We start from the raw sequence: 24,917 nt of genomic DNA, 5'->3' as shown, positions 1-24,917 counted from the left end.
CCGCCTCATGCCCGTCGCCTTGACCCGGCACCGCCGCCGGTCCTGGAACTGGCGCGCCTGGGTGATGGCGTCGGTGAGCCTGCTGGTCGTCACCGTGGTCGCGGCCTCACTCGTCGCCGCGCTCACCGCCGCCCGCGACACGATCGCCGAACAGAGCGAGCAGCGCGCACTCGCCACCGCGCGGCTGGTCGCCTCCGATGCCCGCTATGCCGTCTGGGTGCTGGCCGGCCCGCCCGATCCGGCCGGTCCGGTGCAACAGGCCGCCGAGCAGGCCCGGATCGAGGGCGAGGTGCTCTACGTGGTGGTCACCGACGCCGACGGCGTCCGCTACAGCCACCCCTCGGCGGACCTGATCGGTGAGAAGGTGAGCACCGACCCGTCCGCCGCGCTCGCCGGGCAGGAGGTGACCGCGATCGAGCAGGGCACGCTCGGGCGTTCGGCGCGCGGCAAGGTGCCGTTGCGTGATGCGGACGGCCAGGTCGTCGGCACCGTCTCCGTCGGCATCCACCTGTCCACGATCGACGAACACCAGCGCCGGCTGGCCGCGATGCTGATGCTGGTCGGCGCCGGCGCGTTGGGGGTCAGCTTCGTGCTGCTCAGCTTACTGTCGCGCAGCCTGCGACGACTCACCCACGGGCTCGAACTCGGCGAGATGGCCGACCTGTTGCGCGAGCACGCCGCCGTCCTCGCCGGAGCCCTCGACGGCGTGATCGCCGCGGACGCCTCGGGCCGGGTCCGGCTCGTCAACGACGCTGCCCGCCGCTATCTGGGTGCCGAGGTGACCGTGGGTGAGCCCGCGGACGCCTCCGGCCTGCCGCGCGAGGTGGCCGCTCTGCTCACCCCTGGCGCGGAGGCGCCCGAACCCGGCTGGCTGGTCGTCGTCGGCGGACGCGTGCTGCTGGTCCGCCGGGTGCGCGCCGAGCGGCGCGGCCGCGACCTCGGCACGGTGCTGGTGCTCGCCGACCGCACCGACCTGGACGACCTCGGCCGCGAACTCGAGGCGACCCGCGGTTTGACCGACGCCCTGCGCGCACAGGCGCACGAGTTCACCAACCGGCTGCACGCCCTGGCCGGCATGCTGCACCTGGGCCTGTTCGAGGACGCCGAGGCCTACCTCGACGAACTCACCGGCGCCGCGTCGTGGAGCCACGGCGTCCAGGATCCGTACCTGAACGGGATCCTGTCGGCGAAGACCGCCGTCGCCTCCGAGAGCGGCGTCGAGCTGCGGGTGAGCGACGGCACCTGGGTCGAAGGACGCCTCAACGCGCCGCTGGACGCCGTGACGGTGATCGGCAACCTGATCGACAACGCGATTCGCGCGGCCGCGGCCGGCACCCGGACGCCCCCGTGGGTCGAGGTGTCGCTGTTGTCGGATGGAACGCGACCTGGTCGCGCACGTGATCGACAGCGGCGACGGCATCCGCGAGGCGGAGCGTGAGGCGGTGTTCGCCGAAGGTTGGACGACCAAGGCCCACGACCGCCGCTCGCATGGCATCGGGCTGGCGCTGGCCCGGGTGACCGCCCAGCGCCACGGCGGCGAGGTGAGCCTGGCGGCCCTGCGCGGCGACGACCACGGAGCGGCGTTCGCGGTGCGGCTGCCGGGGATTCTGAACGCGGCGCGCCCGGCCTGGGTGCTCGCGGGATTGGAGGACGACTCATGACGCTGCGCGTGCTGGTGGTCGACGACGACTTCCGGGTGGCCGAGATGCATGCCGCGGGGTTGGCCTCGCTGCCCTGGTGCGAAGTGGCCGGGCGGGCGACGACGCTCGCCGAGGCGGTGCGCATCCTCGCCCACGGCGGAGTGGACCTGGTGCTCGCCGACGAATACCTGCCCGACGGCTCGGGAAGCGACCTGATCGGTGCGGGGGACGCCTCGGTGATCCTCGTCACCGCCGCCGACGCGCCCGAGACCGTGGAGCGGGCGCTGGTGCGCGGCGCGATCGGCTACATCCGCAAGCCGTTCGCGATGCCGGTCCTGCTGGCCCGGGTAGCCGCGTACGCGCGATTCCGGGAGGCGCTGGCGGATGCGCAGGCGTCCGATCAGGCGAGCATCGACCAGGTGATGGCGCTGCTCCGCCCGGCACCGCCACGGCGTCCGGCGCCCAAGGGGCGCTCGTCGGTCACCGAGTCAGCGGTGGCGGCGCTGTTGCGCGACGCCCCGGCCCCGATGACGGCCGCCGAGGTGGCCGGCGAGATCGGCGTCTCGCGGGCCACGGCCCAGCGCTACCTGTCCGATCTGACCGCCGAGGGCCGGGTCAGGCTGACGCTGCGCTACGGCACCACCGGGCGTCCCGAGCACAACTACGAGTGGGCGGGATAGCCGCGCTCGTCGCTCAGTGGCCGGTGCGTGGGAACGGCGGCAGCGGCGTCTCGTCGAGCCAGAGCGAGAACAGGCCGCCGAGGGGGCGTCCGGATTGTTCCTCGGCGAGCGCTTCGAAGGCCGCGGTGGTGCCGAAGCCGTGCCGGCGTGCGGCTGTCCAGGCGTGCAGGATCGTGAAGAAGACCTCGTCGCCGACCGCGTGGCGCAGCGCGTGCACGGTGAGGGCGCCGCGCTTGTAGACGCGGTCGTCGAACATCAGGTCGGGGCCGGGATCGCCGACGGTGATGTCCTGGGGCAGCCCGCTCAGCAGCGTCCAGTGCTTGAGGGCCTGCTCCTGACAAGACAGGCCGCCGGAGGCCTGCGACCACAGCCACTCCGAATAGCAGGCCAGCCCCTCGTTGAGCCAGATGTCGTGCCAGCGCGCCAGGCCCACCGAGTTGCCGAACCACTGGTGGGCGAGCTCGTGCGCGATCAGCCGCTGGGTGGCCCACGCGCCGTCGAGGAAGTTCGACCCGAACACCGCCATGGCTTGGGCTTCGAGCGGAATCTCCAGGGCGTCCTCGGTGATCACCACGTCGTAGCGCGCCATCGGGTAAGGACCGAAGCAGCGCTCGAACAGCCGCATCATCGCGGGCATGCCGGCCAGCGCCGCGTGCACCTGGGGGCGCAGCGCGCCGGGGTAGTGGACGCCGCCGGGCACGCCGGCCAGGTCCCAGTCCTCGCTGCGGTAGCGCCCGATGTGCACCGCGACCAGGTAGGTGCAGGTCGGGATCTGCTCGACATAGGTCCACCGCCCGCGCCCCGACGAGCGGGTGTGCTCGGTGAGCAGGCCGGGCGCGACCACCGTGTAGCCCTCCTCGACCTCGACGGTGATCCGGTAGCGGGCCTTGTCGGAGGGCCGGTCGTCGCACGGGAACCAGGTCGGCGCGCCGACCGGCTGCGATGCGACCAGGACGCCGTCGTCCAGTTCCTCCCAGCCGACCTTGCCCCAGCGCGAGTTCCGCGGCGCGGGCGAGCCGGAGTAGCGGATCTGCACCGTGAACTCGGCGCCCGCCTCGATCGGCGCGGCCGGCTTGATGGTGAGCGTGCGCGCGCCCTGGCGGTAGGACGTCCGCTTCTCACCGTTCAGCCGCACCTTCTGCGCCTTCAGCCCGATCAGGTCGAGCGTGAACGAGCGCAGCTTCTCGTGCGCGCGGCCGGTGATGGTCGCGACCCCGTCGAGCCGGTTGGTGGCCATCCGGTAGGTGAGGTCGAGGTCGTAGTGCAGGACGCCGTAGCGCAGGTCGCCGCTGGTGGGCGCGTACGGGTCGGGGCGAGGAGTCTGGGTCATGAGGCGTCCGCCTGATAGGTGCGCACCTTGACGGCGCGCCACGGTCCGATGGGATTGCCGCTCCAGCGGCTGCCGGTGGGCACGGTCTCGCCGCGCATCACCAGCGAGGCGGGCCCGATGGTGGCGTGCGCGCCGATGGTGGCGCCCGGCAGCACGATCGAGTGCGGGCCGAGTGTGCCGCCGTTCTCGATGGTGACGGCGTCCATGCTCATGATCCGGTCGTGGAACAGATGGGTCTGCACCACGCAGCCCCGGTTGACGGTGGCGCCATCGCCGAGGGTGACCAGGTCGGGTTCGGGCAGCCAGTACGTCTCGCACCAGACGCCGCGTCCGATCTTGGCGCCCAGGCTGCGCAGCCACAGCGCGAGCGCCGGGGTGCCGGTGTGGTGGTTGGCGAACCACGGGCCGGCGACCATCTCGGTGAACGTGTCGGCGACCTCGGTGCGCCACACGAAACTCGACCACAGCGGGCTCTCCCCGGCCCGGATCGGGCCGACGACGATCCATTTCACCGCGGTGGTGAGCACGGCGGCGACGATACCGGCCGCCAGCATCACCGGCCCGGACGCCAGCAGCGCCCAGCCCAGGCCGACCTGCTCGACGAGCCAGGCCAGCGCGATCAGCACCCCGCCGCCGATGGCGCAGGTGGCGAGCACGGCGAAGAACCGGCACGCCTCCCACAGGGCGCGGGCCCGGACCAGACCCGGGGTGGGGCGGTAGGTGCGCTCCAGGTCGCCGTCGACGACGACGCGGCGCAACCGGACGGCCGGCGACCCCAGCCATGAGGAGCCCTTCTTCGCCTTCACCGGCGCCACCGACAACACCGCGACCAGTCCGTCGCGCGGCACCGTGTGCCCACCGCCGGCCATGCCCGAGTTGCCCAGGAACGCCCGCTTGCCGATGGTCACCGCGCCCAGCCGCATCCAGCCGCCGTGCAGATCGTAGGAGGCGACCATGGTGTCGTCGGCGAGGAAGGCGCCGTCCTCGATGGTGGTCAGGTTCGGGATCAGCACCACCGTGGACGCCTCGACGTGCTCACCCACCCGGGCGCCCAGCATCCGCAGCCAGACCGGGGTGGCCAGGCTCGCGTACAGCGGGAACAGGAGCGTACGCGCTGAGTCGAGGATGCGTTCGGTGCACCACGCCTGCCAGCCGACCCGGCTGCGGACGGGATAGGTGCCCGGGTCCAGCCCGAGGCCGAGCAGCCGGACGATCACCACGATCGAACCCGCCAGGACGACGCCGGCCAGCAGCGTTCCCGGGATCAGCCACGGCAGCCCCCACAGCGCGGCCGTGATCACGTTCGGTGCCCCGCGCATGCCGAGCGCGACGACCAGCCCGCCGGCGGCCATCGCGACGATGGGCAGCAGGCCCATCAGCGCCGACGACAACCCGAACACGGCCAGCCAGGCGCGTCCTCGCGGCGGGGCCTCTTCGGGCCAGTCCGACTTGGGTTCGCCCACCCGGACCGCCGGTGACCCGGCCCACAGCTGGCCGGACTTGACGCGTCCGAACACCGCCGAACCGGGCGCGACCTCGGCGCCGGGATCGATCCGGGTGCCTGGCGCGAGCGTGCTGCGTGCGCCCACGGTGGCGCCCGCGCCGATCCGGACGCCGCCGATGCGGACCGTCTCGCCGTCGATCCAATAACCGGACAGGTCGACCTCGGGCTCGACGCTGGCGCCCTCGTCGATGCGCAGCATGCCGGTGACCGGCGGCAGCGTGTGCAGGTGCACGTCGCGCCCGATCTCGGCGCCGAGGACGCGCGCGTACCAGGTGACCCAGGGTGCGCCCGCGAAGCCGACCGGGTCGATCTGGGTGGCGATCTGCTCGGCCAGCCACAGCCGCATGTGCGTCCGTCCGCCGCGGCGGTAGTCGCCGGGTTGGAGGCCGCGCAGCAGCGCTCGGGCGGCGCCGGCGGCGATCAGCATTCGCCCGAAGGGGACCGCGAACAGCAGCAGGCCGACCACTAGCGGCCACGGGCTGACTTCGGGCAGGAAGGCGAAGCCGTCGAAGTGCCGCAGCACCCAGCTGGCCGACAGCAGATAGACCAGCCAGCGGGCGCCGCTGAAGATGAACAGCACCAAGGTCGCGAAGGTCTGCGCCCACCGGGTGCGGCGCGGGGTGGCGCGCGCCTTGCTGAAGGAGTCCCGCCAGGGGGTGTCCTCTTCGGTCTCGGCGATGGCCGAGGCCATCGCGGCCAGACGCGGGTGATCGTAGACGTCGGCCACCGAGAACTCCGGTGCCCGGGTGCGGATGCGCGAGACCAGTTGCGCGGCCGACAGCGAGCCGCCGCCCAGTTCGAAGAAGTCGGCCTGGCGGTCGGTGACCGGGGTGCCGAGCACCGCCATCCACTCGCGAGCCAGCCAGGCCTCATCGCCGTCGAACAGGGTGAGCGCCTCGGTGACCTCGTCGATCGGCCAGGGCAGCGCGTCCCGGTCGACCTTGCCCGAGGTGCGCACCGGCAGATGGTCGACCTGGGCCAGCAGTGGGATGAGCGGAGTGGGCAGGTGCTGGCCGAGTTGGGCGCGGGCCGTCTGCCGGTCGAAGTCGGCGTCGGCGACGATGTAGCCGACCAGGATCGACACGCCCGCCTCGGTCTTGCGGACCGCGACCGTGGCCGCCTCGACGCCGGGCAGCGCCGCGACGGCGGCCTCGACCTCGCCGAGCTCGATGCGGCGTCCGCCGACCTTCACCTGGTCGTCGGCGCGGCCGTGGAAGGCGAGACCGTCGGGCTCCAGGGCGACCAGATCGCCGGAACGGTAGGCGCGCTCCCAGTTCAGCGCGGGGAGCGGTGCGTACTTCTCGGCGTCCTTGGCCGGGTCGAGGTAGCGGGCCAGGCCGACCCCGCCGATCACCAGTTCGCCGACGGTGCCGGGCGGCACCGGGTTGCCGTCGGCGTCCACCACGGCGATCGACCAGCCGGCCAGCGGCAACCCGATCAGCACGGGGGAGACCCCGTCGAGGCGGTGGCCGGTGGCGACGACGGTGGCCTCGGTGGGGCCGTAGGTGTTCCATACTTCGCGGCCGTCGGCGACCAGGCGGGCGGCCAGCTCGGGCGGGCAGGCCTCGCCGCCGAAGATCAACAGCCTGACCTGTTCGAGAGCTTCGCCGGGCCACAGTGTCGCCAGCGTCGGCACCGTGGACACCACCGTGATCCGGTGCCGGATCAGCCAGCCGCCCAGGTCGGCGCCGCTGCGCACCGTCGAACGCGAGGCCGCGACCAGGCACGCGCCGTGCCGCCAGGCGAGCCACATCTCCTCGCAGGAAGCGTCGAAGGCCACCGACAGCCCGGCCAGCACCCGGTCGCCCGGGCCCAGCGGGGCCTCGGTGAGAAACAACGTCGCCTCGGCATCGACGAAGGCGGCCGCCGAGCGATGGCTGACCGCGACCCCCTTGGGCACACCGGTCGACCCAGAGGTGAAGATGATCCACGCGTCGTCATCGGGCGTGGGGCGCTGGTCCGGGTCGCCGAGGTTCGAGGCGTGTGCGCGGGGTGCGTAGCCAGCGTCGGTGAGCACGCCTACCACGGCCGCTTCGCCGAAGACGAGGTCGGCGCGCTCGACCGGATCGTCGGCGTCGACCGGCACGTAGGCCGCGCCGGCGGCGATGATGCCGAGAATGCCCAGGTACAGCTCGCGCGAGCCCGACGAGCGCCGGATTCCGACCCGGTCGCCGCGCCGCACGCCCGCGGCGGCCAGGTCGGCGGCGATCTCGGCGACGGCGCGGCCGAGCTCGCGATAGCTGATCGTGCCCGAGGAGTCTTCCAGCGCCGCCGACTCGGGGTGGGCGGCGATGGTGGCGTCGAGGATGTCGAGCAGCGTGCGCTCGGGTGCGGCCTCGTCACGGCGGTCGACGACCGCGATCGGGCCGGCCGTGCGGAGCTCAGGGGTGGTGTCGCCGTTCACGCACCCACGGTAGGCCACGCCGGGTTCGGTTCAGGTGAACGTCTCGGGTGGGTGACGTCCGATTTCTATGTCCAGTTTCGAGGGGGGAGTCCACGACTAGGGGTGATGCCCAAGCGCCTTGAACTGGACATAGAAATCGACCATCGGGTGCCGCCCACCACCGCGACATGGGCGCGCAGATCGGGACCGCCACGATCTCGGCGGGTCATGTGGACGCTGTGCGCGCGATGGGCCGGTCTACGGTGTGCCCGCCGAAGATCTCGTCCGCCCCGGTGACTGACTGATCAGAGCTCGTCGGCGGTAATGTCGATCCGGCGGTCGCGCCAGTAGAACTCGCGGTCGTGGTCACCGATCGTGCGCAGCACCCGGCAGGGGTTGCCCACGGCGACCACGTCAGCGGGGATGTCGCGCGTGACGACGCTGCCTGCGCCGATGACGGTGTTGTCGCCGATGGTGATGCCCGGCATGATCAGCGCGCCCGCGCCGATCCACACGTTGTTGCCGATGAGCACGGGCAGATTGAACTGGGCTGCTCGCGTGCGCAACTCGGGAAGGACCGGATGACCCGCAGTGCTGATCGTCACGTTCGGGCCGAACATCACCCGGTCGCCGACGTAGATCTCACCATCATCAACGACGGTGAGATTGAAGTTGGCGTAGACATGATCGCCGAAGTGCACGTGGCGTCCGCCCCAGTTCGCGTGGAACGGCGGCTCGATGTAGCACCCCTCGCCGATGGAAGCGAGCATGCGCTTCAGCAGTTCGGTACGGCGTTCTCCCTCGGACGGGCGGGTGACGTTGAAGTCGTAGAGATCTTCGAGCGCCTCCGTCTGGAGGGCGCTCAGTGCCGGATCGCTGGGGTTGTAGAGCAGTCCCGCCTGCATGCGCTGTTCGTTGTTCACGTTACCAATCCTCGCAGGACGGGGATCGGCTGCGTCTGCGGCCGTCGTGAGTGGGGCCGGCTATCGCCGGCGCTAGGGGTGCGATCAAAGACACAGGAGCCTCCCGGGATCACGAAGCCGGGACGAGCATGCCTCGTCGCCAGGGCCTTTGCACCGACGGTCAAGGTGTCGTTTCGGCCTCTTGATCGGGGGGCGATTCGCTGAAAACAATGCGTCATCCCCTTCGGGACCAGTTCGGCTTTACACGAGGAAGCCAGAGGTGATCGACGATGAGTGCTCTCAGGATCGCAACCAGGATCATGGCAAGTGTCACGCTGGCCGGGGCATTGTGCGCCGTCGCACCCGGTGCCGCGGTGGCGGCGCCCCAGCGCACAACCCCGATCGCGGGCTCGGCAGGATTCGCCGCCACGCGGGCGCAGGGAACCATCGCGGTCGAACTCGACGGTTCGACGCTCACGGCCACTCCGGTCGGCAGCCGGGCGTGCCGGCTCCGGGTGGACGCCACGCTGAGGCTGACCGGCACCTTGGCCGGATCGGCGCCGGGCATCACGACGGCGATCATCGACGCACCGTGTGACCAGGCGCTCGCGACTCCGCCCGGAACATTCGCCGACGTGTTCCAGTTCACGGGCACTTTCACCGGAACCGTGCACGGCCGAACGGCCATCGCGCACACCAGCTACGCGGGCGTGACCCGGGCCGGCGGTCAGGTCACGGCCGGCCTGGCCCTGCACGGAGGCGCCAGTGCCGCGGCCTTGGTCAAGGCGAAGGCGGCCGGCGTTGGCACCTACCAGGGCCACGCATTGCCCTGATGCTCGAGCTACGTGTGGGCGGGCGTCCGCAAGGGGGTGATCGACAACTTGCGGGGGCCGGCGGGTTCGGGCTTGATCCGGCCGGCGTTCTTGTGGGCGGTGGCGACCATGAGTTTGATGCGGTTCAGCTGATTCACCTCGGATGCGCCGGGGTCGTAGTCGATGCTGACCACGTTCGCTTGCGGGTACAGGCGACGCAGTTCACGGAAGACGCCCTTGCCGACCACGTGATTGGGCAGGCATGCGAAGGGCTGGGCGACGATGATGTTGGGGCAGTTGTCCTCGATGAGTTCCATCATCTCGGCGACCAGCAGCCAGCCTTCGCCGGCGGTGGTGCCGAGCGAGATGATCGACTCGGCTCGCTGGGCGAGCTGCGCGATCGGGTGCGGCACGGCGAACTTGCTGGTGCGCGCCAGCGCTTGGCGGGCGGGCTTTTGGTATTGCTCGATCACCCACACGATCGACTGTTGCAGCCGCACCGAGTTCTTGGTGCCCAGCCCGAGGTTCTCTTTTCGCCAGCCGGCCGAGGTCATGTTCATCATGAAGAACTCCAGCAGGCCGGGCAGGGCGGCCTCGCATCCCTCGCGTTCGATGACGCGCACGGCGTCGTTGTTGGCGTCGGGCTGGAACTTCACCAGGATCTCACCCACCAACCCGACGCGCGGACGCCGGGGCACGTCCAGCAGTGGCAGTTCGTCGAACTCGGTGACGATCTGGTCGATCAGCCAGCGGTACCGGACGACCCGGCCCAGCGTCGCCGACCATCCGCCCTGTTCGAAGAACTCGGCGGCGATGGCGTCCCACTTCTCGTACAGCTTTTGTGCCGAGCCGGGAATCACCTCGTAGGGACGGGTCCGCAGCAGCGTGGTCTGCAGCACATCGCCGACGACGATCGCCTGCACGGCCCGGTGCACCAAGGCGGGGGTCAGCTTGAACCCGGGGCTCTCCTCCAACCCTTGCGCGCTGACGGCGAGCACGGGCACCTGGGCGAACCCGGCGTCCTTCAACCCCTTGCGCAGCATGCCGGCGTAGTTGGTGGCGCGGCACATGCCGCCGGTCTGGGTGATCATCACCGAGCTAGCGTCCGGGTCGGCGCCGCCGTCGATGAACGCGTTGATCAGCTGCCCGATCACCATGATCGCCGGATAGCAGACGTCGTTGTTGACGTAGCGCAACCCCACCTCGACATCAGCCGCCGACGCATGCTCGAGTAGCCGGACGTCGTAGCCCGCGCGCCGCAACGCCGGCACGATCAGCCGGAAGTGGATCGGCGCCATCTGCGGCGCGTACAAGGTGTGCGTCTTGCGCGCGGCCTTGTCGAACACCGGGAACCGGTCGCCGATCGCCGCCGGATCGTAGGTGACGATCTCGGCCGACCGGCGCCGCTCCTCGGTGGCCGCGGCGAGCGAACGCAGCCGGATCCGGGCCGCGCCCAGGTTCGACACCTCGTCGATCTTCAACACCGTGTAGACGTCGTCGGCGGCCTCCAGGATCTCCTGCACCTGGTCGGTGGTCACCGCGTCCAGCCCGCAGCCGAACGAATTGAGCTGCACCAGCTGGATCGCCGGCTCGCCGCGCACGAACCCGGCCGCCTCGTACAGCCGGGCGTGATATGACCATTGATCCAGGACGCGCAACGGCCGCTCCAAACGGGGCACGGACGCCACGGCGTCCTCACTGAGCACGACCATGCCGAGTTGGGTGATCATCTCGGGAATGCCGTGGTTGATCTCCGGATCGACGTGATACGGACGCCCCGCCAGCACGATGCCGCGGCGTCCGTTCTCGACCATGTAGTCCAGTGCGCGCCGGCCTTCGGCGGCGATATCGGCCTTGACGGCGGCGTCCTCGGCAAATCCGAGCCGGACGGCCTCGCGCGCCTCCTCCAAGGTCACGCCCCAGTTCTCGAACACCTCCACCAGCCGCTCGGCCAGCTTGTCAGGGTTGGCCAGGTTGATGAACGGCGCCAGGTAGCGGACGCCGGGGGTGCGCAGCCGGTCGAGATTCTTCTCGATCACCTGGGGATAGAACGCGACCACCGGGCAGTTGAAGTGGTTGTCGGACGCCTCGAACGTCTTCTGCTCATAGCTCACGCACGGGTAGAAGATGGTGGTGATGCCCTTGTTGAGCAGCCATTCGATGTGCCCGTGGGCGAGCTTGGCGGGGTAGCAGACGTTCTCGGACGGAATCGACTCCATCCCCTTCTCGAACAGCTCGTGGTTGGAGCGCCCCGAGATGATCACCTTGAACTTCAGCGCCGACAGGATCGTGAACCACAGCGGATAGTTCTCATACATATTCAGCACCCGCGGAATGCCGATCGTGCCACGAGTCGCCTTGGCGTCGGTGAGCCGGCGATAGCCGAAAACGCGCTGGTACTTGTAGTCGTACAGGTTCGGGATCTCCGACTTGCTCGGCCGGGCTTGCGTGGACGCCCCCCGCTCGCACCGGTTGCCGGACACGTGCCGGCTGCCATCGGGGAAATGACTCACGGTCAACCCGCAATGGTTTTGGCACAGCTTGCAGGTGCGCCGCTCGGTGGTCACCGCGAAGTCGTCGAGCTCATCAAGTTCGAGCAATGAGGTGGATTCGCCCGGCGTCCACGCCCGCCGCGCGGTGAGGGCCGCGCCGAAGGCGCCCATCAGGCCGGCGATATCGGGCCGGACCACCTCGCGTCCGGTGAGCAACTCGAACGCGCGCAGCACTGCGTCGTTGAGGAAGGTGCCGCCCTGGACGACCACCCGCTCGCCCAGCTGGTCGGCGCTGCGCAGCTTGATCACCTTGTACAACGCGTTGCGGACGACCGAATACGACAATCCCGCCGAGATGTCGCCGACCGCTGCGCCCTCCTTCTGCGCCTGCTTGACCGAGCTGTTCATGAACACGGTGCAGCGCGAGCCGAGGTCGACGGGGCGATCGGCGTCCAACGCCGCGCGGGCGAACGAGCGCACGTCGGTGCCCATCGTCTCGGCGAAGGTCTGCAGGAACGAGCCGCAGCCCGACGAGCACGCCTCGTTGACCGCGATCGAGTCGACGACGCCGTCCTTGATGGTCAGGTACTTCATGTCCTGGCCGCCGATGTCGATGACGCTGGTCACACCGGGGGACAGGTGGTCGGCGGCCCGGTAGTGCGCCATCGTCTCGATGACGCCCTCGTCGATGCGCAGCGCGGCCTGCAACAGTCCTTCGCCGTAGCCGGTGACGCAGCAGCGGGCCAGGAAAGCACCGGCTGGCAAGGTCTCACGGACGCGGCGGACGATCGCGACCGCCCCCGGAATCGGGTCGCCCTCGTTGCCCGCGTAGTGGCTGAAGACGATCTGGCCGTCGGCGTCCAGCACCACGCATTTGATGGTGGTCGAGCCGGCGTCCAGGCCGAGGAACAGCGGCCCGGACGCGTCATCGAGGCGACCCTGCGGGATGGACGCCTGCGCGTGCCGGGCCTCGAAGGCGGCGCGCTCGGCGGCGTCCGCGAACAGCGGCCGCATCGCGGGGGTGACCATGGTCGCGTCGCCGGTGCTGTGGTCGAGCGCGTCCACCAGGGCGGCCGGGCTGGTCGGGGTGCCGTCGGCGAGCAACGCGGCGCCCATCGCGACGTACAGCTGCGCGTTGGCGGGCGTGGTGAAGGTGTCGACCTGTCCGGACAACGCGCGCTCGTAGGCGGCGCGCAGTTCGGGCAGGAAGTGCAACGGTCCGCCCAGGAAGATCAGATGGCCGCGAATCGGACGCCCGCACGCCAGCCCGGCGATGGTCTGGGTGGCCACCGCCTGGAACACCGAGGCCGCGATGTCGGCGTGCGCGGCGCCCTGGTTGAGCAGGGGCTGCACGTCCGACTTGGCGAACACGCCGCAGCGCGAGGCGATCGGGTACAGCTCGTGGTAGTTCGCGGCGAGCTCGTTCAGGCCGGAGGCGTCCGTGCGCAACAGGGTGGCCATCTGGTCGATGAACGCGCCGGTTCCGCCCGCGCAGGTGCCGTTCATCCGCTGCTCGGGGGTGGGCTTGAGGTAGGTGATCTTGGCGTCCTCGCCGCCGAGTTCGATCACCACGTCGGCCTCGGGGTGGCGCTGCTCGATCACCTCGGTGGCCGCCACCACCTCCTGGACGAAGCCGGCGCCGAGCATGCCGGCCACCTGCAGTCCGCCCGATCCGGTGACCGCGGCGACGACCTCGCGGTCGGGCAGGTCGGTGGCGATGTCGGCGAGCAGGTTGCGCACCTCGCGGCGAACGTCCGCGTGGTGGCGCCGGTAGTCGGCGAAGAGGGTCGTCTCACCGTCCAGGACCACGGCTTTCACCGTCGTCGAACCGATGTCGAGGCCGAGAGACAGCGGGGTGCTCTGCATGGACCAACTCCAAACCGAACGATCGTTCTACTACGACACACTGTAGTCCTCATGGGTGTCGTATGCACAGGGAGGGTCGCAGAGCGGCCCGCGTGGTTCGCAATCTGAGACGCGTGAGGCTGGGGTGGGGCGAAGCGTCCGGCGTTGTCACGGAATTGCGGGCAAGTGTGTGCCGGTCGCGCCGATGGTGTGAAATGGGGCGGTGAGCAAGCGAGACGAGATTGTCGCAGCGGCAACGCGGCTGATCCGCGACGAGGGTGTGCACGCGGCGTCCATTTCGGAGATCATCGCCGAATCGCACACCTCCGCCGGCACGATCTACCACCACTTCGCCAACAAGGGCGACATCGTGCTCGCCGTCGCGCGCGCGGGGCTGGTGGATCCGCTGCAGAGTGCGTTGCTCGCGCAGGGGCGGAGCGTGCTCGGCCCCCCTGACATCTTCCGTGCCATCGTGACCACCGTCCGCTCGGGCGCGGTCGAGTCGGCGCTCATCGTGCAGCTGTGGGCGGGATCCTCCACCGAACCGGCGCTGCGGACGATCCTGCACTCGCAGTTCCAGGCCGCGCGGCAGGCCATGTATGCGCACATCGAGGCTTGGCTGGTCGACCGTGGGGCGGTGGACGCCGCCGCGCGCGTCGACTCGGTGGCCCGGGTGACGCTGGGTCAGGCGATGGGGTTCCTGGCCCAGTCCACCCTTGACCCCGATTTCGATTCGGACGCCTACGTGGCCGAGGCGACGGCGTTGCTCGACGGCATCGCCTGATTCCGGCCGGGCGGCGTCCGCAGAATGACACGTTTGCCGGTAGGGATTATCGGATGCTAGGTTTCCCGTCATGAACACGATGCACACCTCAGCGGACGCCCGGCGTCGCGAGCTGTGTTGGTCGTGTCCGGCGTGTTGTTGATCTCGTTGTGAGATCGCGTCACCGGTCGTAGCCTGGTGGGTCGTCGAGACCTCCGGGCTCCTGGGTGGGCCGGACTCGTCTGAATCCTTCCCGGGGAGCGTTGCGACCCCTTGCCCCAGGCCTCGAACTGCCCCACCGGCTCATGCCGGAACGGTGTGCCGGGCCGCCGAACCCCTTCGGGTGTCCCGCTCACGCCGATGAGGCGTCCATCACTCCAAATATCTGTTAATCCGGTCGGATATACCGGCAAAATCTCATCCGGTCCCGACCGGCCCACGCCGGACCGTCCGGCCCCTACGAAGGAGCTTCCCGATGACCTATACCCGCAGAGCTTTCCTGGCGGCCACCGCGGCCACCGTCGCCCTGGCGATGACCGCCTGCACCGGAGGCGGCTCCGACGATGTGGTGGGCGGTGCGCCGAGCGCGGCGTCCGCCGGAGGGTCATCGGTGATCAACCTGTACGCCTATGCCGTTCCGAAAGTGGGCTTCGACAAGGTGATTCCCGCGTTCAACGCCACGAGCGACGGGGCTGGCGTCGAGTTCCGGCAGTCGTACGGTGCCTCGGGCGACCAGTCGCGCAAGGTCGCGTCCGGTGCCGAGGCTGATTTCGTGAACTTCTCGGTCACCCCCGACATCACCCGGCTGGTGGACGCCGGACTGGTGGCGTCGGACTGGGATGCCGGACCGCACCAGGGCATTCCGTTCGGCTCGGTGGTGAGCATCGTGGTCCGCGAGGGCAACCCGAAGAACATCCAGGATTGGGACGATCTGCTCGCGCCCGGCATCGAGGTGGTCACACCCAACCCGTTCTCGTCCGGCTCGGCGAAGTGGAATCTGCTCGCGCCGTACGCCACCAAGAGCGAGGGCGGCAAGAACCCCGAGGCGGGCCTGGCCTACATCGAGGCGCTGGTCGGCGAGCACATCAAGGTGCAGCCGAAGTCGGGACGGGAGGCGACCGAGACCTTCCTGCAGGGCACCGGCGACGTGCTGCTCAGCTATGAGAACGAGGCGCTGTTCATTAAGGAGCAGGGGGAGCCGGTCGACTTCGTCACCCCGCCGTCCACGTTCAAGATTGAGAACCCGGTCGCGGTGTTGTCGAAGAGCGCCAACCTCGCCAAGGCGACCGCGTTCCGCGACTACCTCTACACCGCGCCCGCGCAGCGGCTGTGGGCCGAGGCGGGCTTCCGCCCGGTGGACGCCGGCGTGGCGGCCGAGTTCGCCGCCAAGTTCCCCGAGCCCGCCCAACTGTGGACGATCGACGACCTCGGCGGCTGGAAGACGGTCGACTCGACCCTGTTCGCCAAGGACACCGGCTCGATCGCGGTCATCTACGACAAGGCCACCTCATGAGCGCCCCGGTTCTCGACCGTCCCGCCCGTCCGGCGTCCCCACCGCCCCGGAACCGGCTGGCCGCCTGGGTGGTGCGTGCGGCGTCCGTGCGCGGGGGAGGCGTCACCCTCGGCGTGGTGGTGCTCTGGCTGAGCCTGATCGTGCTGCTGCCGCTGGCCGCGCTCACCGTGGCCTCGTTCGAGGACGGCTGGGCCGGGTTCTGGGACGCCGTCACCGCGCCGGCCGCCCTGTCGGCACTCGGTACGACCGTGCTCATTTCGGCGGGCGTCGCCGTGCTGAACGTTGTCACCGGCACGTTGATCGCCTGGGTGCTGGTGCGGGACGACTTCCGCGGCAAGCGGTTCGTGGACGCGCTGATCGATCTGCCGTTCGCGTTGCCGACGATCGTGGCGAGCATTGTGCTGCTGTCGCTGTACGGGCCGTCCAGCCCGATCGGCGTCGAGCTGAATGCCACCCGCTGGGGTGTCGCGCTCGCGCTCGCCTTCGTGACGCTGCCGTTCGTGGTGCGCTCGGTGCAGCCGGTGCTGATCGAACTCGACACCGATGTGGAGCAGGCCGCCGCCTCGCTGGGGGCCGGCAACTGGACGACGTTCCGCCGGGTGATCCTGCCCGCGCTCGCCCCGGCGATCCTGTCCGGGGGAGGGCTGGCCTTCGCCCGCGCGATCGGCGAGTACGGATCGGTGGTGCTGATCGGCGGCAACATCCCTCGCCAGACGCAGGTGGCGTCCCAGTACATCCAGCAGCAGATCGAGATCGACCGCCCGGTCAACGCGGCCGCGGTGTCGGTGGCGCTGCTGGTGATCTCGTTCCTCACTTTGCTCGTCCTGCGCGCCATCGCGGCCCGCGGGCATGAACGGCAGGAGGCCGTCCGATGACCCTCTCGACCCCGACCAGGATCGCGCTGCGCACCCTCGCTCTGGTCTATCTCGCGGTGCTGGTCGCCTTCCCGATCCTGACGATCCTGTGGCGCACCTTCGAGCCCGGCCTGGACGCCTTCTGGGCCTCGATCCGGACGCCGGCGGCCATCTCGGCGCTCAACCTGTCGCTGCTGATCGTCGCGATCGTGGTGCCGCTGAACGTGATCTTCGGCGTGGTCACGGCGCTGGCGTTGGTGCGGGGGCGTTTCCCCGGACGCCGGCTGCTGTCGGGCATCGTCGACCTGCCGTTCGCGGTGTCGCCGATCGTCGTCGGCGTCGCGCTGATCATGTTGTGGGGCACCCACGGCTGGTTCGGCGGGCTGGAATCGCTGGGTATCAAGGTGATCTTCAGCGTGCCCGGCATGGTGATCGCCACCGTGTTCGTGACCTTGCCGTTCGTCGTTCGCGAGGTCGAACCCGTGCTGCGGGAGATCGGCACCGAGCAGGAGCAGGCGGCGGCCACGCTGGGGGCGTCCGGTTGGCAGACCTTCTCGCGGATCACCCTGCCGGCGATTCGCTGGGGACTCACCTACGGTGTCGTGCTGACCATCGCCCGGTCGCTGGGCGAGTTCGGTGCGGTGATCATGGTCAGTTCGGGATTCCCGGGGGTCTCGCAGACGCTCACCCTGCTCGTCCATTCCCGCTACATCGACGACCACAACACCTACGGCGCTTACGCCGCCGCGACCCTGCTGATGCTGATCGCCCTGGTCAGCCTGCTGTTGATGACCGTCCTCGACCGCAAACGGCCGTCCGCCGAGCCGGTCACCACCCCCGCCGCCCCCGCCACCCTCGAACCCACCAGGAGCCCGTCATGATCCGCGTCACCCACGCCTTCAAGAACTACGGAACGTTCGCCGCCCTCGACGACGTCTCCCTCGACATCCCCTCCGGCAGCCTGACCGCGCTGCTCGGCCCGAGCGGGTCGGGCAAGTCGACCCTGCTGCGCGCCATCGCCGGACTGGAAACCCTGGACGCCGGATCGGTGGTGATCGCCGGCAATGACGTGAGCCAGCTGCCGCCGCAAAAGCGCGGGATCGGGTTCGTCTTCCAGCACTACGCGGCGTTCAAGCACATGACCGTGCGCGACAACGTCGCCTTCGGGCTGACGATCCGGCGGCGTCCCAAGGCCGAGATCGCGCGCAAGGTCGACGAACTGCTCGAGGTGGTCGGGCTGGCCGGATTCCAGCACCGCTACCCCGCGCAGCTCTCGGGTGGCCAGCGGCAGCGGATGGCGTTGGCGCGCGCCCTGGCCGTCGACCCGCAGGTGCTCCTGCTGGACGAGCCGTTCGGTGCCCTGGACGCCAAGGTGCGCGACGATCTGCGCCGCTGGCTACGGCGTTTGCACGATGAGGTTCATGTGACGACCGTGCTGGTCACCCACGATCAGGAGGAAGCCCTCGACGTCGCCGACCGGATCGCCGTGCTCAACCACGGCCGCATCGAGCAGGTCGGCAGCCCCGATGATCTGTACGATCGCCCGGCCAACCCGTTCGTGATGTCGTTCCTCGGATCGGTGTCGCGGCTGGGCGAAGAACTGGCCCGCCCGCACGACCTGCGCCTGGAACGCGACGCGTCCCGCGCCCATGCCGAAGCGGACGCCGTCGGCACCTCGGTGACCGAGGCCGAGGTGGACCGCCTGGTCCGGCTCGGATTCGAGGTGCGCGTCGAACTGCGCCGTGCCGGCGAGGCCGATTCGTTCTTCGCCCAACTGACCCGCGACGAGGCCGCCGAACTCGACCTGAACGTGGGCGACACGGTCTGGGTGCACCCGACACGCACCCTGTCCGCACAGGATGTCCCCGCGCTGGCCGGGTGAGGCCCTCGTCGAGGCCAGGGTCAACCGTGCCGGCTCCGAGCGATCGGACGCCGAGCGGTTGACCCTGGCTTGGCAGGGGTCTCCGGTGCGGCTGATTCCGCATCGAGCCTGCGGCTAGATCCGAGAAAAGGCTTCGGCTGATTCCGAATTTTCGTGGCGGCTGATTGCGGCTTTTGGGTAGGGTTGGCGTGTGAATGACCTTATCCCGCGCCGATTGTCACCTGTGCTCAGGCAGCGCGTCGAGGAGACTCCAGTGCTGCTGTTGGAGGGGCCGAGGAGCGTCGGCAAGTCCACGCTCCTCCGCGAACTCGCTACCTCGGGCGAGCAGGTGATCTACGATCTCGACCAGGCGCAGTTCCGGCTTCTCGCTCGGCAGAATGAAACCGCGCTCGTCAGTAGCCCTTCTCCCGTACTCATCGATGAGTACCAGCGTGTGCCCTCGCTCCTTGACGCGATCAAGGCTCGGCTCAACCATGACACCCGCCCCGGCATGTTCGTTCTTGCCGGTTCGGCGAGCTACGACTCCCTGCCGAGAGGCACACAGGCACTCACCGGACGCCTTCAGCGACTCTCGGTCATGCCGCTCACACAGACAGAGATCGACGGCAGCGGCAATCGCTTGATCGAGCGAGCATTCGAGTCGGACATCACCCATGTGGCTGCGCCGGCGAGAACGACGCGCGCAGACTACGTCGACCGAGTGATGCGCGGGGGCATGCCACTCGCGATTTCCGCCAACGATGCCGATGCGCGCAGCCGCTGGCTGCAGGGCCACGTACGGCAGTCGTTGGAACGGGATGCCGGAGAGATCCGCCGGATCCATCGCAAGGCTGATCTACGCCACGTCCTCACGCGGATCGTCGGGCAAACGGCTGGGCTGCTCAACGTGAGCAAGGTCGCTCAGGGGCTGGAGTCGTCACGAGACACTGCGACCGGCTATGTCGAACTGCTGGAGTCTCTGTTCCTGATCGGTACGTTGCCTGCCTGGGGCACGACGGTGTCATCGCGGAGCGTGTCGGCGCCGAAGGTGCATGTGATCGATTCCGGCATCGGCGCGTATCTGCTGCGGTTGAGCAGTGCGAAGCTGCAACGCCTTGACCCGTCGTCGATGACGGACTTCGGACACCTGCTGGAGTCGTTCGTCGTACAGGAGGTGATTCGGCAGACCTCCTGGATGAGTTCGCTGGTCTCTGTTGGTCACTGGCGCACCCGCGACGATGATGAGGTCGACCTCGTTCTGGAGCGCCACGATGGTGCCGTGATCGGCATCGAGGTCAAGGCAGGCGAACGGGTGGACGGCAGGCAGCTCGCAGGCTTGAGGAAGCTGCGGGACCGACTTGGGACGGCATTCGTGGCAGGCATCGCGTTTCATCTCGGCCAGATCGGCTATCAGGCAGAAGATCGCATCCACACTCTCCCTGTCGAGCGGCTCTGGACTTGATCGCGACCGCCTCGCAGGAGGTGGCCGCGTCGGCCGGATGGGGCAAGAATGGGCAGGTGGAGATCTCGGCGAAAACGGAATACGCAGTCCGGGCGATGTTGCAGCTGGCGGACGCCGCGGAGGCGGCCATCGCCGTCGGTGCGGCGGGCACCGGTGAGGTGGGGCCGACCTCGGTGGACGCCCTCGCCGAAGCCCAAGGACTGCCGCGCCGGTTCTTGGAAGCGATCCTGGCCGACCTGCGCCGCGCAGGCCTGGTGGTGAGCACCAAGGGAGCGCGGGGCGGCTACCACCTGGGCCGTCCCGCCACCGACATCCCGATCGGCGCGATCTTCCGCGCCGTGGACGGCCCGCTCGCCGAAGTGCGCGGACGGCGTCCGCAAGACGTCACCTACGACGGCGTCGCCCGGCACCTGCCAGTGTTGTGGGTGGCGGTGCGCTCAAGCCTGCGGCAGGTCCTGGACGGAACATCGCTGGAGCAGTTGCGCACAGGCGAGATTCCGGACGCCGTCCGTGCGCTGGCCGACGTTCCGGACGCCTGGCAGAACCGCTGATCATGGACACGAGTGGACGCCGTAGGGATGACGCTTCGGCTCTGAAGAGCATCCTTGATCGAGGGCGTCAGAACACCGCAGCAAGTGATGATGAGGCGATGGAGATCGCCATTTCGGAGGTGAAGGCGGCTCGTGCCGAGCATCGTTCGGCGCGAACGATTCCCGCATCGAGTGGTCCTCGATCGGACCTCCTGATCACCAGAGTGCCGTCTCCGGGAGGACAATCGCTCCCATTGATGCTCTCGTGGACCGTTGTCCTTCTCGGATGTGCATTGAGATGGGTGAGCCGCTTCAATGGGCGCCCGCTGCACTGCCGGGGGAAGCGCTTTGAACACCAAATCACGGGAGGGCGGGGCCATTCAGGCCTCGCCCTCCCGCGGAGAGTTCCCTTGTCGCGTTAGCGACGTTCAGGGTACGCTCGATCCAACAGAACAGATCTTGCGTAGTCGTCCCCTCTCAGGACGATCACCCGCAACCGGGCTGCGACTAGCCGGGAGTTGCCGCTCCCGTACTAGCCGGGGTCATGGCGAAGGTACGCGCGGCAACCACTAGAGGCCCTTCGCGTCACTTTTCGTCACTCGAATCACCTCCGCCACGGTTTTCCGGAGACGGAGTGATCTCTAGTTCGGTCTGCTCATTCGCCGTAGATTCAACAGCCACGTACCGACCGTTCTTTTGTTCGATTATTCCGCGCCTAGCTGCACGCCAGACCGCGGTATTCGCGGCGTTTTGCTTGTCATTCCAGCCGACCGCCATCGGATGTTCGAGCAGGAATCCCTCAAGTTCCTCGCGGGTTAGGCCATCTGGATGCATCCTCAAGAGTGCAGCGATCTCGTGGCTCTGCTGCCAGCGACGGCTGGAGGAGGACAACGATCCAGAGCCATGGACACTCTCTGTCCGGTTGGTCGAGGAATTTTCTATAGCTGTGCTGCGCTGAGCGGGGGCGAAATCCGAACGAGCTCCGGGCACCAACGGACGGAGCGCTTGCACCGCAATCTGGAACTTTTCAATCTCCTCGGTCGCGGAAGCAATCTGATGCTGTAGAAGAGCTAGACGTTCGCGAGCGCGTGCGAGACGTAGCTCGGCCGCGCGGAGCGCAGCGGCAAACTCGGTAAGCGAATCGGTCATGCATCAAGTATGTATGAGTCCCGTACGGGAAGTCAATACAGCGTAGCTGAACGGGTTGTCCACAGGTGTGTCCACAGCCATGGCGCTCCGCACCATACGCAGCGATTGCGAAACTGAAGGGTCTATGCTATAGGACATGCTGAAGTATGGTCATTTGACCAAGTCAAGAAGGACTTTCGCTCTCGCATCGTTCAGGAGTCTGGTCTTGCCCGAGGTGGCCTGCGCCGGGTGTGGGTAGTGTATGTGTCAAGAGGTATTCCTAGTGTTGGTGGGACATGAGGGTGCGACTTCGCCCGTCGCCTACTACCTGTGGTGCCGTCTTGCGGACTTGTCTACTACATGTGGGATCCAGTGGCCCATGGTGGGGGTTGAGGGCTTCGCGGGTGTGTGAGGCGCCCGTGCCGCCCCAGCGCTGGGATCGCTAGTAGCTCGTCGAGGTGTGGGAAGCGTTCGTGTATATAGGTGTTGCGTGCCGCGTACGGCGAAGCGTGCTTGGATCGACCGGCATTGGCCGGCTTCGGCGCCACGCAGAACGCGGCGATCTAGTTACATGTCTGAGGTTGTGGTGAAGGTGGCGATTCTGTGTGAGCTTGATCGGATCGTGTTGCGTAGATCCGGTGGCTGGAGTGAGCCGCGGATAGAGTCGTCACCGAGGTGATCCGGGCGGCTGGTACACAGCTCCCATCTGGGATAGTCGGCCTCCAGGTTGGAATCGATCGCAGGCGGGATCGGTGTGTGGTGCGAGCCGCACGTTGTCGCCATAGGCATGGATAGGCTGAAGGATGGTCGAGTTCGTCCTGCTCTGTGTGCCGACCTTCATCTATGTGATCGTGCAGTCCCGCGGACCGCACCGGACGCCGCGTGCGGTGATGGAACGCGCGGGGGTGTCGTGGGGTGCGCCGTCCGCCTATGGATGGGCGCTGTTGTTGCTGCTCCCCTTGTTGCTGGCGGGGTGGCTCGCCATCGTCCTGGTGCCGTCCGACGTGCTGGAGATGCCCGGTGTCGCGATCGCCCGGATGACGTCTGTCGGAGCCGCGGTCGGAGTCGTGTTGCGGGCGGCCGGTGAGGAAGTGTTCTTCCGCGGGTTGCTCGGCGGCGTCCTGGTGCGGCGCCTTGGCTTCGGCTGGGGAAACCCTCTTCAAGCCCTGCTGTTCCTCATCCCGCATCTGCCGCTGTTGCTGGTGGACGCCCGGATGTGGCCGATCCTTCCCGTGCAGTTCGCGGCCGGCTGGCTGCTCGGTTGGTTGCGCCACAAGACCGACACCTTCGTGCCCGGCGCCGCCGTCCACGCGCTCGCCAACATCGCCGCTGGACTCCTCGCGGCCTGAACTCAGTGAGCCTGGCAGGTGGGGCAGTAGAACAGGTTGCGGTCTTGGGGCGGGGTACCGACCATGCCCGCCGACACCGGGGTGCCGCAGCGGCGGCACGGCTGGCGGAGTCGGCGGTAGACGTAGGTCTCGCGTCCGCGGCGGGTGTCGCCGGTGCTGGTCGAGAGCGGGTAGCGCAGGCTGCCCGCGATCAGTTTCTGGGCGCGGACGGCGAGTGCCACGAGTTCGTCCGCGGTGAGGTCGGACGCTGGACGCCATGGGCTGATCCGCTGCGCGAACAGGGATTCTGCGGTCCAGATCGTGCCTAGTCCGGCCAGGTTGCGCTGGTCGAGCAGGGCTGCGCCGATGGTGCCGGACGCCGTGGCGAGATGGGCGGCGGCACGGGCGGCATCCCAATCGCGCCCGAGGACGTCCGGGCCGAGATGACCCACCAGCAGATGTTCGTCAGCGGTGCGCACCACGTCGAGCATGCCGAGCGTGTCGCCGACCGCGGTGCGCTCGGCGGTGGCCAGGACGGCGCGGACGGTCGGCGTCCGGAATGCGCCCGGCGGGTGGGTGGTCGCCGAATGCCGCCAGGTACCGTCCATCCGGAAATGACTATGAATCGTCCAGGCGCCGTCGAGCGTGCCGCGTCCGCTCACCTCGACGCGGTGCAGCATGTGCTTGCCGCGCGGGATCACCTCCAGCGTCCGCGCGCCGACCAGGGTCGTGGTGGCCAGGCTCGGCCAGCGGAAATCGGTGCGGATGAGCACCTGCCCGGTGAACGCCTGATGCAGCCGGCGGGCGGCGCGCCAGACGGCATCCCCCTCGGGCACTCAGCGCTCCCCGGCGTCCGTGTTCAATGCCGAACCCACCAGGCGGGGCAGGACGTCCTCGATCGGGTCGCGTAGGGTCGCGTCCGCCAGGTAGTCATAAGGGGTTTCCTGGGCGTTGACGATCACCACGTGCGCCGAATGCCCGAACGCGTACGGCACCAGGCCGGCGACCGGATGGACGGTCAAGGTGGTGCCGATCGCGATCACCAGATCGGCCGTCTCGGCCAGGTGGACGCTCGCGTTCAGGACATCCTGGTCGAGCATCTCCTCGAACAGGATCACCGTCGCCCGGGTGATCCCGTCGCAATGCGGGCAGCGCGGATCGTCATCGCCGGCATGCACCCGCGCGACCATGTCGGTCATCGGGCCGGTCTGGCCGCAGTCCTCGCAACGCCAGGTGCGGGCGCTGCCGTGGATCTCGTGCAGCAGTTCCGGCGCGGTGCCGGCGAGCAGATGCAGACCATCGGTGTTCTGGGTGACGATGCCCGCGAGCTTGCCCGCTCGCTCGAGATCGACCAGCGCTTGGTGGCCCGGATTGGGCTCGGCCGTCCAGTGCGCCGAATGGGCGCGGGCCTGCCACGCCTTGCGGCGAATGTCCTCGTCGTAGAGGTAGTACGACAGCGTGCTGATCTTCTCGGCGTCCGGATCCTTCGTCCAACGCCCCTGCGGGCCCCGGAAATCGGGGATCCCCGACGCCGTCGACAACCCCGCCCCGGTCAGCGCGAGGATGCGTGACGAGCCGGCGATGAGATCCCGGGCACGATCGAAATCGCTCATGACCTTGATGGTGCCAGACCCCGCCGACACTTCGGAGTCCTGCGTCGACGAGACGGCGACACCGCGGTGCTGGATCGTGGCGAGGTCATCGGTCGTTCCCGCTCATGAGTCCATCAGTCCTCGTTGCCGGCTCTCGCGGACGTTGTGGGCTTAGTCGCCAACGAGCGCGTGAGCGCCTTGGAGAACGATCCGGCTCGTTGCCGGCTCTCGCGGACGCCGTGGGCTTCGTCTGCGATCCGCTCTCGGCGGCGCCGATGGCAGGTGAGAACTTTCGGGT

At 68.8% G+C, this 24,917-nt stretch carries 19 protein-coding genes; 12 read left to right on the top strand and 7 right to left on the bottom strand.

The window, feature by feature from the left end; genetic code table 11:
* Window positions 1-7 precede the first annotated feature (7 nt).
* From QM708_RS07975 to QM708_RS07965, 3 genes are read left to right on the top strand one after another with little or no spacing between them, the layout of a single operon-like run.
* Window positions 8-1,438, top strand: coding sequence for a histidine kinase (locus QM708_RS07975; RefSeq protein ID WP_415106453.1), 1,431 nt, complete (start codon window positions 8-10; stop codon window positions 1,436-1,438).
* A complete protein-coding gene (locus QM708_RS07970) occupies window positions 1,374-1,661 on the top strand; it encodes an ATP-binding protein (RefSeq protein ID WP_415106450.1) in 288 nt (95 codons plus the stop codon). The genes QM708_RS07975 and QM708_RS07970 overlap by 65 nt, the downstream gene beginning before the upstream one ends.
* Window positions 1,658-2,320 (top strand): response regulator, encoded by a 663-nt coding sequence (locus tag QM708_RS07965; protein WP_415106447.1) that lies wholly within the window; start codon window positions 1,658-1,660, stop codon window positions 2,318-2,320. The genes QM708_RS07970 and QM708_RS07965 overlap by 4 nt, the downstream gene beginning before the upstream one ends.
* A gap of 13 nt (window positions 2,321-2,333) precedes the next feature.
* Here QM708_RS07965 and QM708_RS07960 read toward each other — a convergent pair whose 3' ends face one another.
* The 3 genes from QM708_RS07960 to QM708_RS07950 all read right to left on the bottom strand — a co-directional run bounded on the left by QM708_RS07960 (window position 2,334) and on the right by QM708_RS07950 (window position 8,460).
* Window positions 2,334-3,650, bottom strand: a complete 1,317-nt coding sequence (locus QM708_RS07960) for a M1 family metallopeptidase (protein WP_415106444.1) — start codon at window positions 3,648-3,650, stop codon at window positions 2,334-2,336.
* Window positions 3,647-7,558 (bottom strand): Pls/PosA family non-ribosomal peptide synthetase, encoded by a 3,912-nt coding sequence (locus QM708_RS07955; protein ID WP_415106441.1) that lies wholly within the window; start codon window positions 7,556-7,558, stop codon window positions 3,647-3,649. The genes QM708_RS07960 and QM708_RS07955 overlap by 4 nt, the downstream gene beginning before the upstream one ends.
* A gap of 284 nt (window positions 7,559-7,842) precedes the next feature.
* Window positions 7,843-8,460, bottom strand: a complete 618-nt coding sequence (locus tag QM708_RS07950) for a sugar O-acetyltransferase (protein ID WP_415106438.1) — start codon at window positions 8,458-8,460, stop codon at window positions 7,843-7,845.
* 299 nt (window positions 8,461-8,759) lie between these two features.
* On the opposite strand from QM708_RS07950, the gene QM708_RS07945 reads away from it, so the two are divergent.
* The gene (locus tag QM708_RS07945) at window positions 8,760-9,272 is read left to right on the top strand and encodes a hypothetical protein (RefSeq protein WP_415106435.1); all 513 of its coding nucleotides are present in this window, start codon (window positions 8,760-8,762) and stop codon (window positions 9,270-9,272) included.
* Between the two features lie 8 nt (window positions 9,273-9,280).
* Here the strand turns inward: QM708_RS07945 and QM708_RS07940 are convergent, their stop codons facing one another.
* Entirely contained in the window at window positions 9,281-13,609 is a 4,329-nt protein-coding gene (locus QM708_RS07940; protein WP_415106432.1) for an acyl-CoA dehydratase activase-related protein, read from the bottom strand.
* Window positions 13,610-13,811: 202 nt separating this feature from the next.
* Between QM708_RS07940 and QM708_RS07935 the strand changes: the two genes are divergently transcribed.
* The 7 genes from QM708_RS07935 (at window position 13,812) to QM708_RS07905 (ending at window position 20,592) form a co-directional block, all read left to right on the top strand.
* The gene (locus QM708_RS07935) at window positions 13,812-14,372 is read left to right on the top strand and encodes a TetR/AcrR family transcriptional regulator (RefSeq protein WP_415106429.1); all 561 of its coding nucleotides are present in this window, start codon (window positions 13,812-13,814) and stop codon (window positions 14,370-14,372) included.
* 454 nt (window positions 14,373-14,826) lie between these two features.
* Window positions 14,827-15,864, top strand: coding sequence for a sulfate ABC transporter substrate-binding protein (locus QM708_RS07930; protein WP_415106426.1), 1,038 nt, complete (start codon window positions 14,827-14,829; stop codon window positions 15,862-15,864).
* Window positions 15,861-16,739 (top strand): sulfate ABC transporter permease subunit CysT, encoded by an 879-nt coding sequence (gene cysT / locus QM708_RS07925; protein WP_415106423.1) that lies wholly within the window; start codon window positions 15,861-15,863, stop codon window positions 16,737-16,739. Before QM708_RS07930 ends, cysT begins: the two co-directional genes overlap by 4 nt.
* Window positions 16,736-17,599 carry a sulfate ABC transporter permease subunit CysW gene (gene cysW, locus QM708_RS07920; RefSeq protein ID WP_415106420.1) on the top strand — a complete coding sequence of 288 codons (864 nt, stop codon included), beginning with the start codon at window positions 16,736-16,738 and terminating at the stop codon, window positions 17,597-17,599. The genes cysT and cysW overlap by 4 nt, the downstream gene beginning before the upstream one ends.
* Window positions 17,596-18,600: a sulfate/molybdate ABC transporter ATP-binding protein gene (locus tag QM708_RS07915; RefSeq protein WP_415106417.1), complete on the top strand. Its 1,005-nt coding sequence runs from the start codon at window positions 17,596-17,598 to the stop codon at window positions 18,598-18,600. Before cysW ends, QM708_RS07915 begins: the two co-directional genes overlap by 4 nt.
* Before the next feature lie 253 nt (window positions 18,601-18,853).
* Window positions 18,854-20,041: an ATP-binding protein gene (locus QM708_RS07910; RefSeq protein WP_415106415.1), complete on the top strand. Its 1,188-nt coding sequence runs from the start codon at window positions 18,854-18,856 to the stop codon at window positions 20,039-20,041.
* Entirely contained in the window at window positions 20,038-20,592 is a 555-nt protein-coding gene (locus QM708_RS07905; RefSeq protein ID WP_415106412.1) for an RrF2 family transcriptional regulator, read from the top strand. Before QM708_RS07910 ends, QM708_RS07905 begins: the two co-directional genes overlap by 4 nt.
* A 564-nt stretch (window positions 20,593-21,156) precedes the next feature.
* Here the strand turns inward: QM708_RS07905 and QM708_RS07900 are convergent.
* Window positions 21,157-21,720 (bottom strand): hypothetical protein, encoded by a 564-nt coding sequence (locus QM708_RS07900; protein ID WP_415106409.1) that lies wholly within the window; start codon window positions 21,718-21,720, stop codon window positions 21,157-21,159.
* Window positions 21,721-22,502: 782 nt separating this feature from the next.
* On the opposite strand from QM708_RS07900, the gene QM708_RS07895 reads away from it, so the two are divergent.
* Window positions 22,503-23,048 carry a lysostaphin resistance A-like protein gene (locus QM708_RS07895; protein WP_415106406.1) on the top strand — a complete coding sequence of 182 codons (546 nt, stop codon included), beginning with the start codon at window positions 22,503-22,505 and terminating at the stop codon, window positions 23,046-23,048.
* Window positions 23,049-23,050: 2 nt separating this feature from the next.
* Here QM708_RS07895 and QM708_RS07890 read toward each other — a convergent pair whose 3' ends face one another.
* Both QM708_RS07890 and QM708_RS07885 read right to left on the bottom strand, forming a co-directional pair.
* The gene (locus QM708_RS07890) at window positions 23,051-23,863 is read right to left on the bottom strand and encodes a DNA-formamidopyrimidine glycosylase family protein (RefSeq protein ID WP_415106403.1); all 813 of its coding nucleotides are present in this window, start codon (window positions 23,861-23,863) and stop codon (window positions 23,051-23,053) included.
* Entirely contained in the window at window positions 23,864-24,640 is a 777-nt protein-coding gene (locus QM708_RS07885) for an SIR2 family NAD-dependent protein deacylase (protein ID WP_415106400.1), read from the bottom strand.
* Window positions 24,641-24,917: the final 277 nt, after the last annotated feature.

This window comes from Propioniciclava sp. (assembly GCF_047602245.1).
Classification (GTDB): Bacteria; Actinomycetota; Actinomycetes; order Propionibacteriales; family Propionibacteriaceae; genus Propioniciclava.
This window is presented reverse-complemented; position numbering and strand designations above follow the sequence as displayed.

Bases quoted from the DNA above. Each gene is read 5' to 3' on its own strand.
- QM708_RS07975 (WP_415106453.1), top strand. From the start codon at position 8: ATGCCCGTCGCCTTGACCCGGCACCGCCGCCGGTCCTGGAACTGGCGC.
- QM708_RS07970 (WP_415106450.1), top strand. From the start codon at position 1,374: ATGGAACGCGACCTGGTCGCGCACGTGATCGACAGCGGCGACGGCATC.
- QM708_RS07965 (WP_415106447.1), top strand. From the start codon at position 1,658: ATGACGCTGCGCGTGCTGGTGGTCGACGACGACTTCCGGGTGGCCGAG.
- QM708_RS07960 (WP_415106444.1), bottom strand. From the start codon at position 3,650: ATGACCCAGACTCCTCGCCCCGACCCGTACGCGCCCACCAGCGGCGAC.
- QM708_RS07945 (WP_415106435.1), top strand. From the start codon at position 8,760: ATGGCAAGTGTCACGCTGGCCGGGGCATTGTGCGCCGTCGCACCCGGT.
- QM708_RS07940 (WP_415106432.1), bottom strand. From the start codon at position 13,609: ATGCAGAGCACCCCGCTGTCTCTCGGCCTCGACATCGGTTCGACGACG.
- QM708_RS07930 (WP_415106426.1), top strand. From the start codon at position 14,827: ATGACCTATACCCGCAGAGCTTTCCTGGCGGCCACCGCGGCCACCGTC.
- cysT (WP_415106423.1), top strand. From the start codon at position 15,861: ATGAGCGCCCCGGTTCTCGACCGTCCCGCCCGTCCGGCGTCCCCACCG.
- cysW (WP_415106420.1), top strand. From the start codon at position 16,736: ATGACCCTCTCGACCCCGACCAGGATCGCGCTGCGCACCCTCGCTCTG.
- QM708_RS07915 (WP_415106417.1), top strand. From the start codon at position 17,596: ATGATCCGCGTCACCCACGCCTTCAAGAACTACGGAACGTTCGCCGCC.
- QM708_RS07900 (WP_415106409.1), bottom strand. From the start codon at position 21,720: ATGACCGATTCGCTTACCGAGTTTGCCGCTGCGCTCCGCGCGGCCGAG.
- QM708_RS07895 (WP_415106406.1), top strand. From the start codon at position 22,503: ATGGTCGAGTTCGTCCTGCTCTGTGTGCCGACCTTCATCTATGTGATC.
- QM708_RS07885 (WP_415106400.1), bottom strand. From the start codon at position 24,640: ATGAGCGATTTCGATCGTGCCCGGGATCTCATCGCCGGCTCGTCACGC.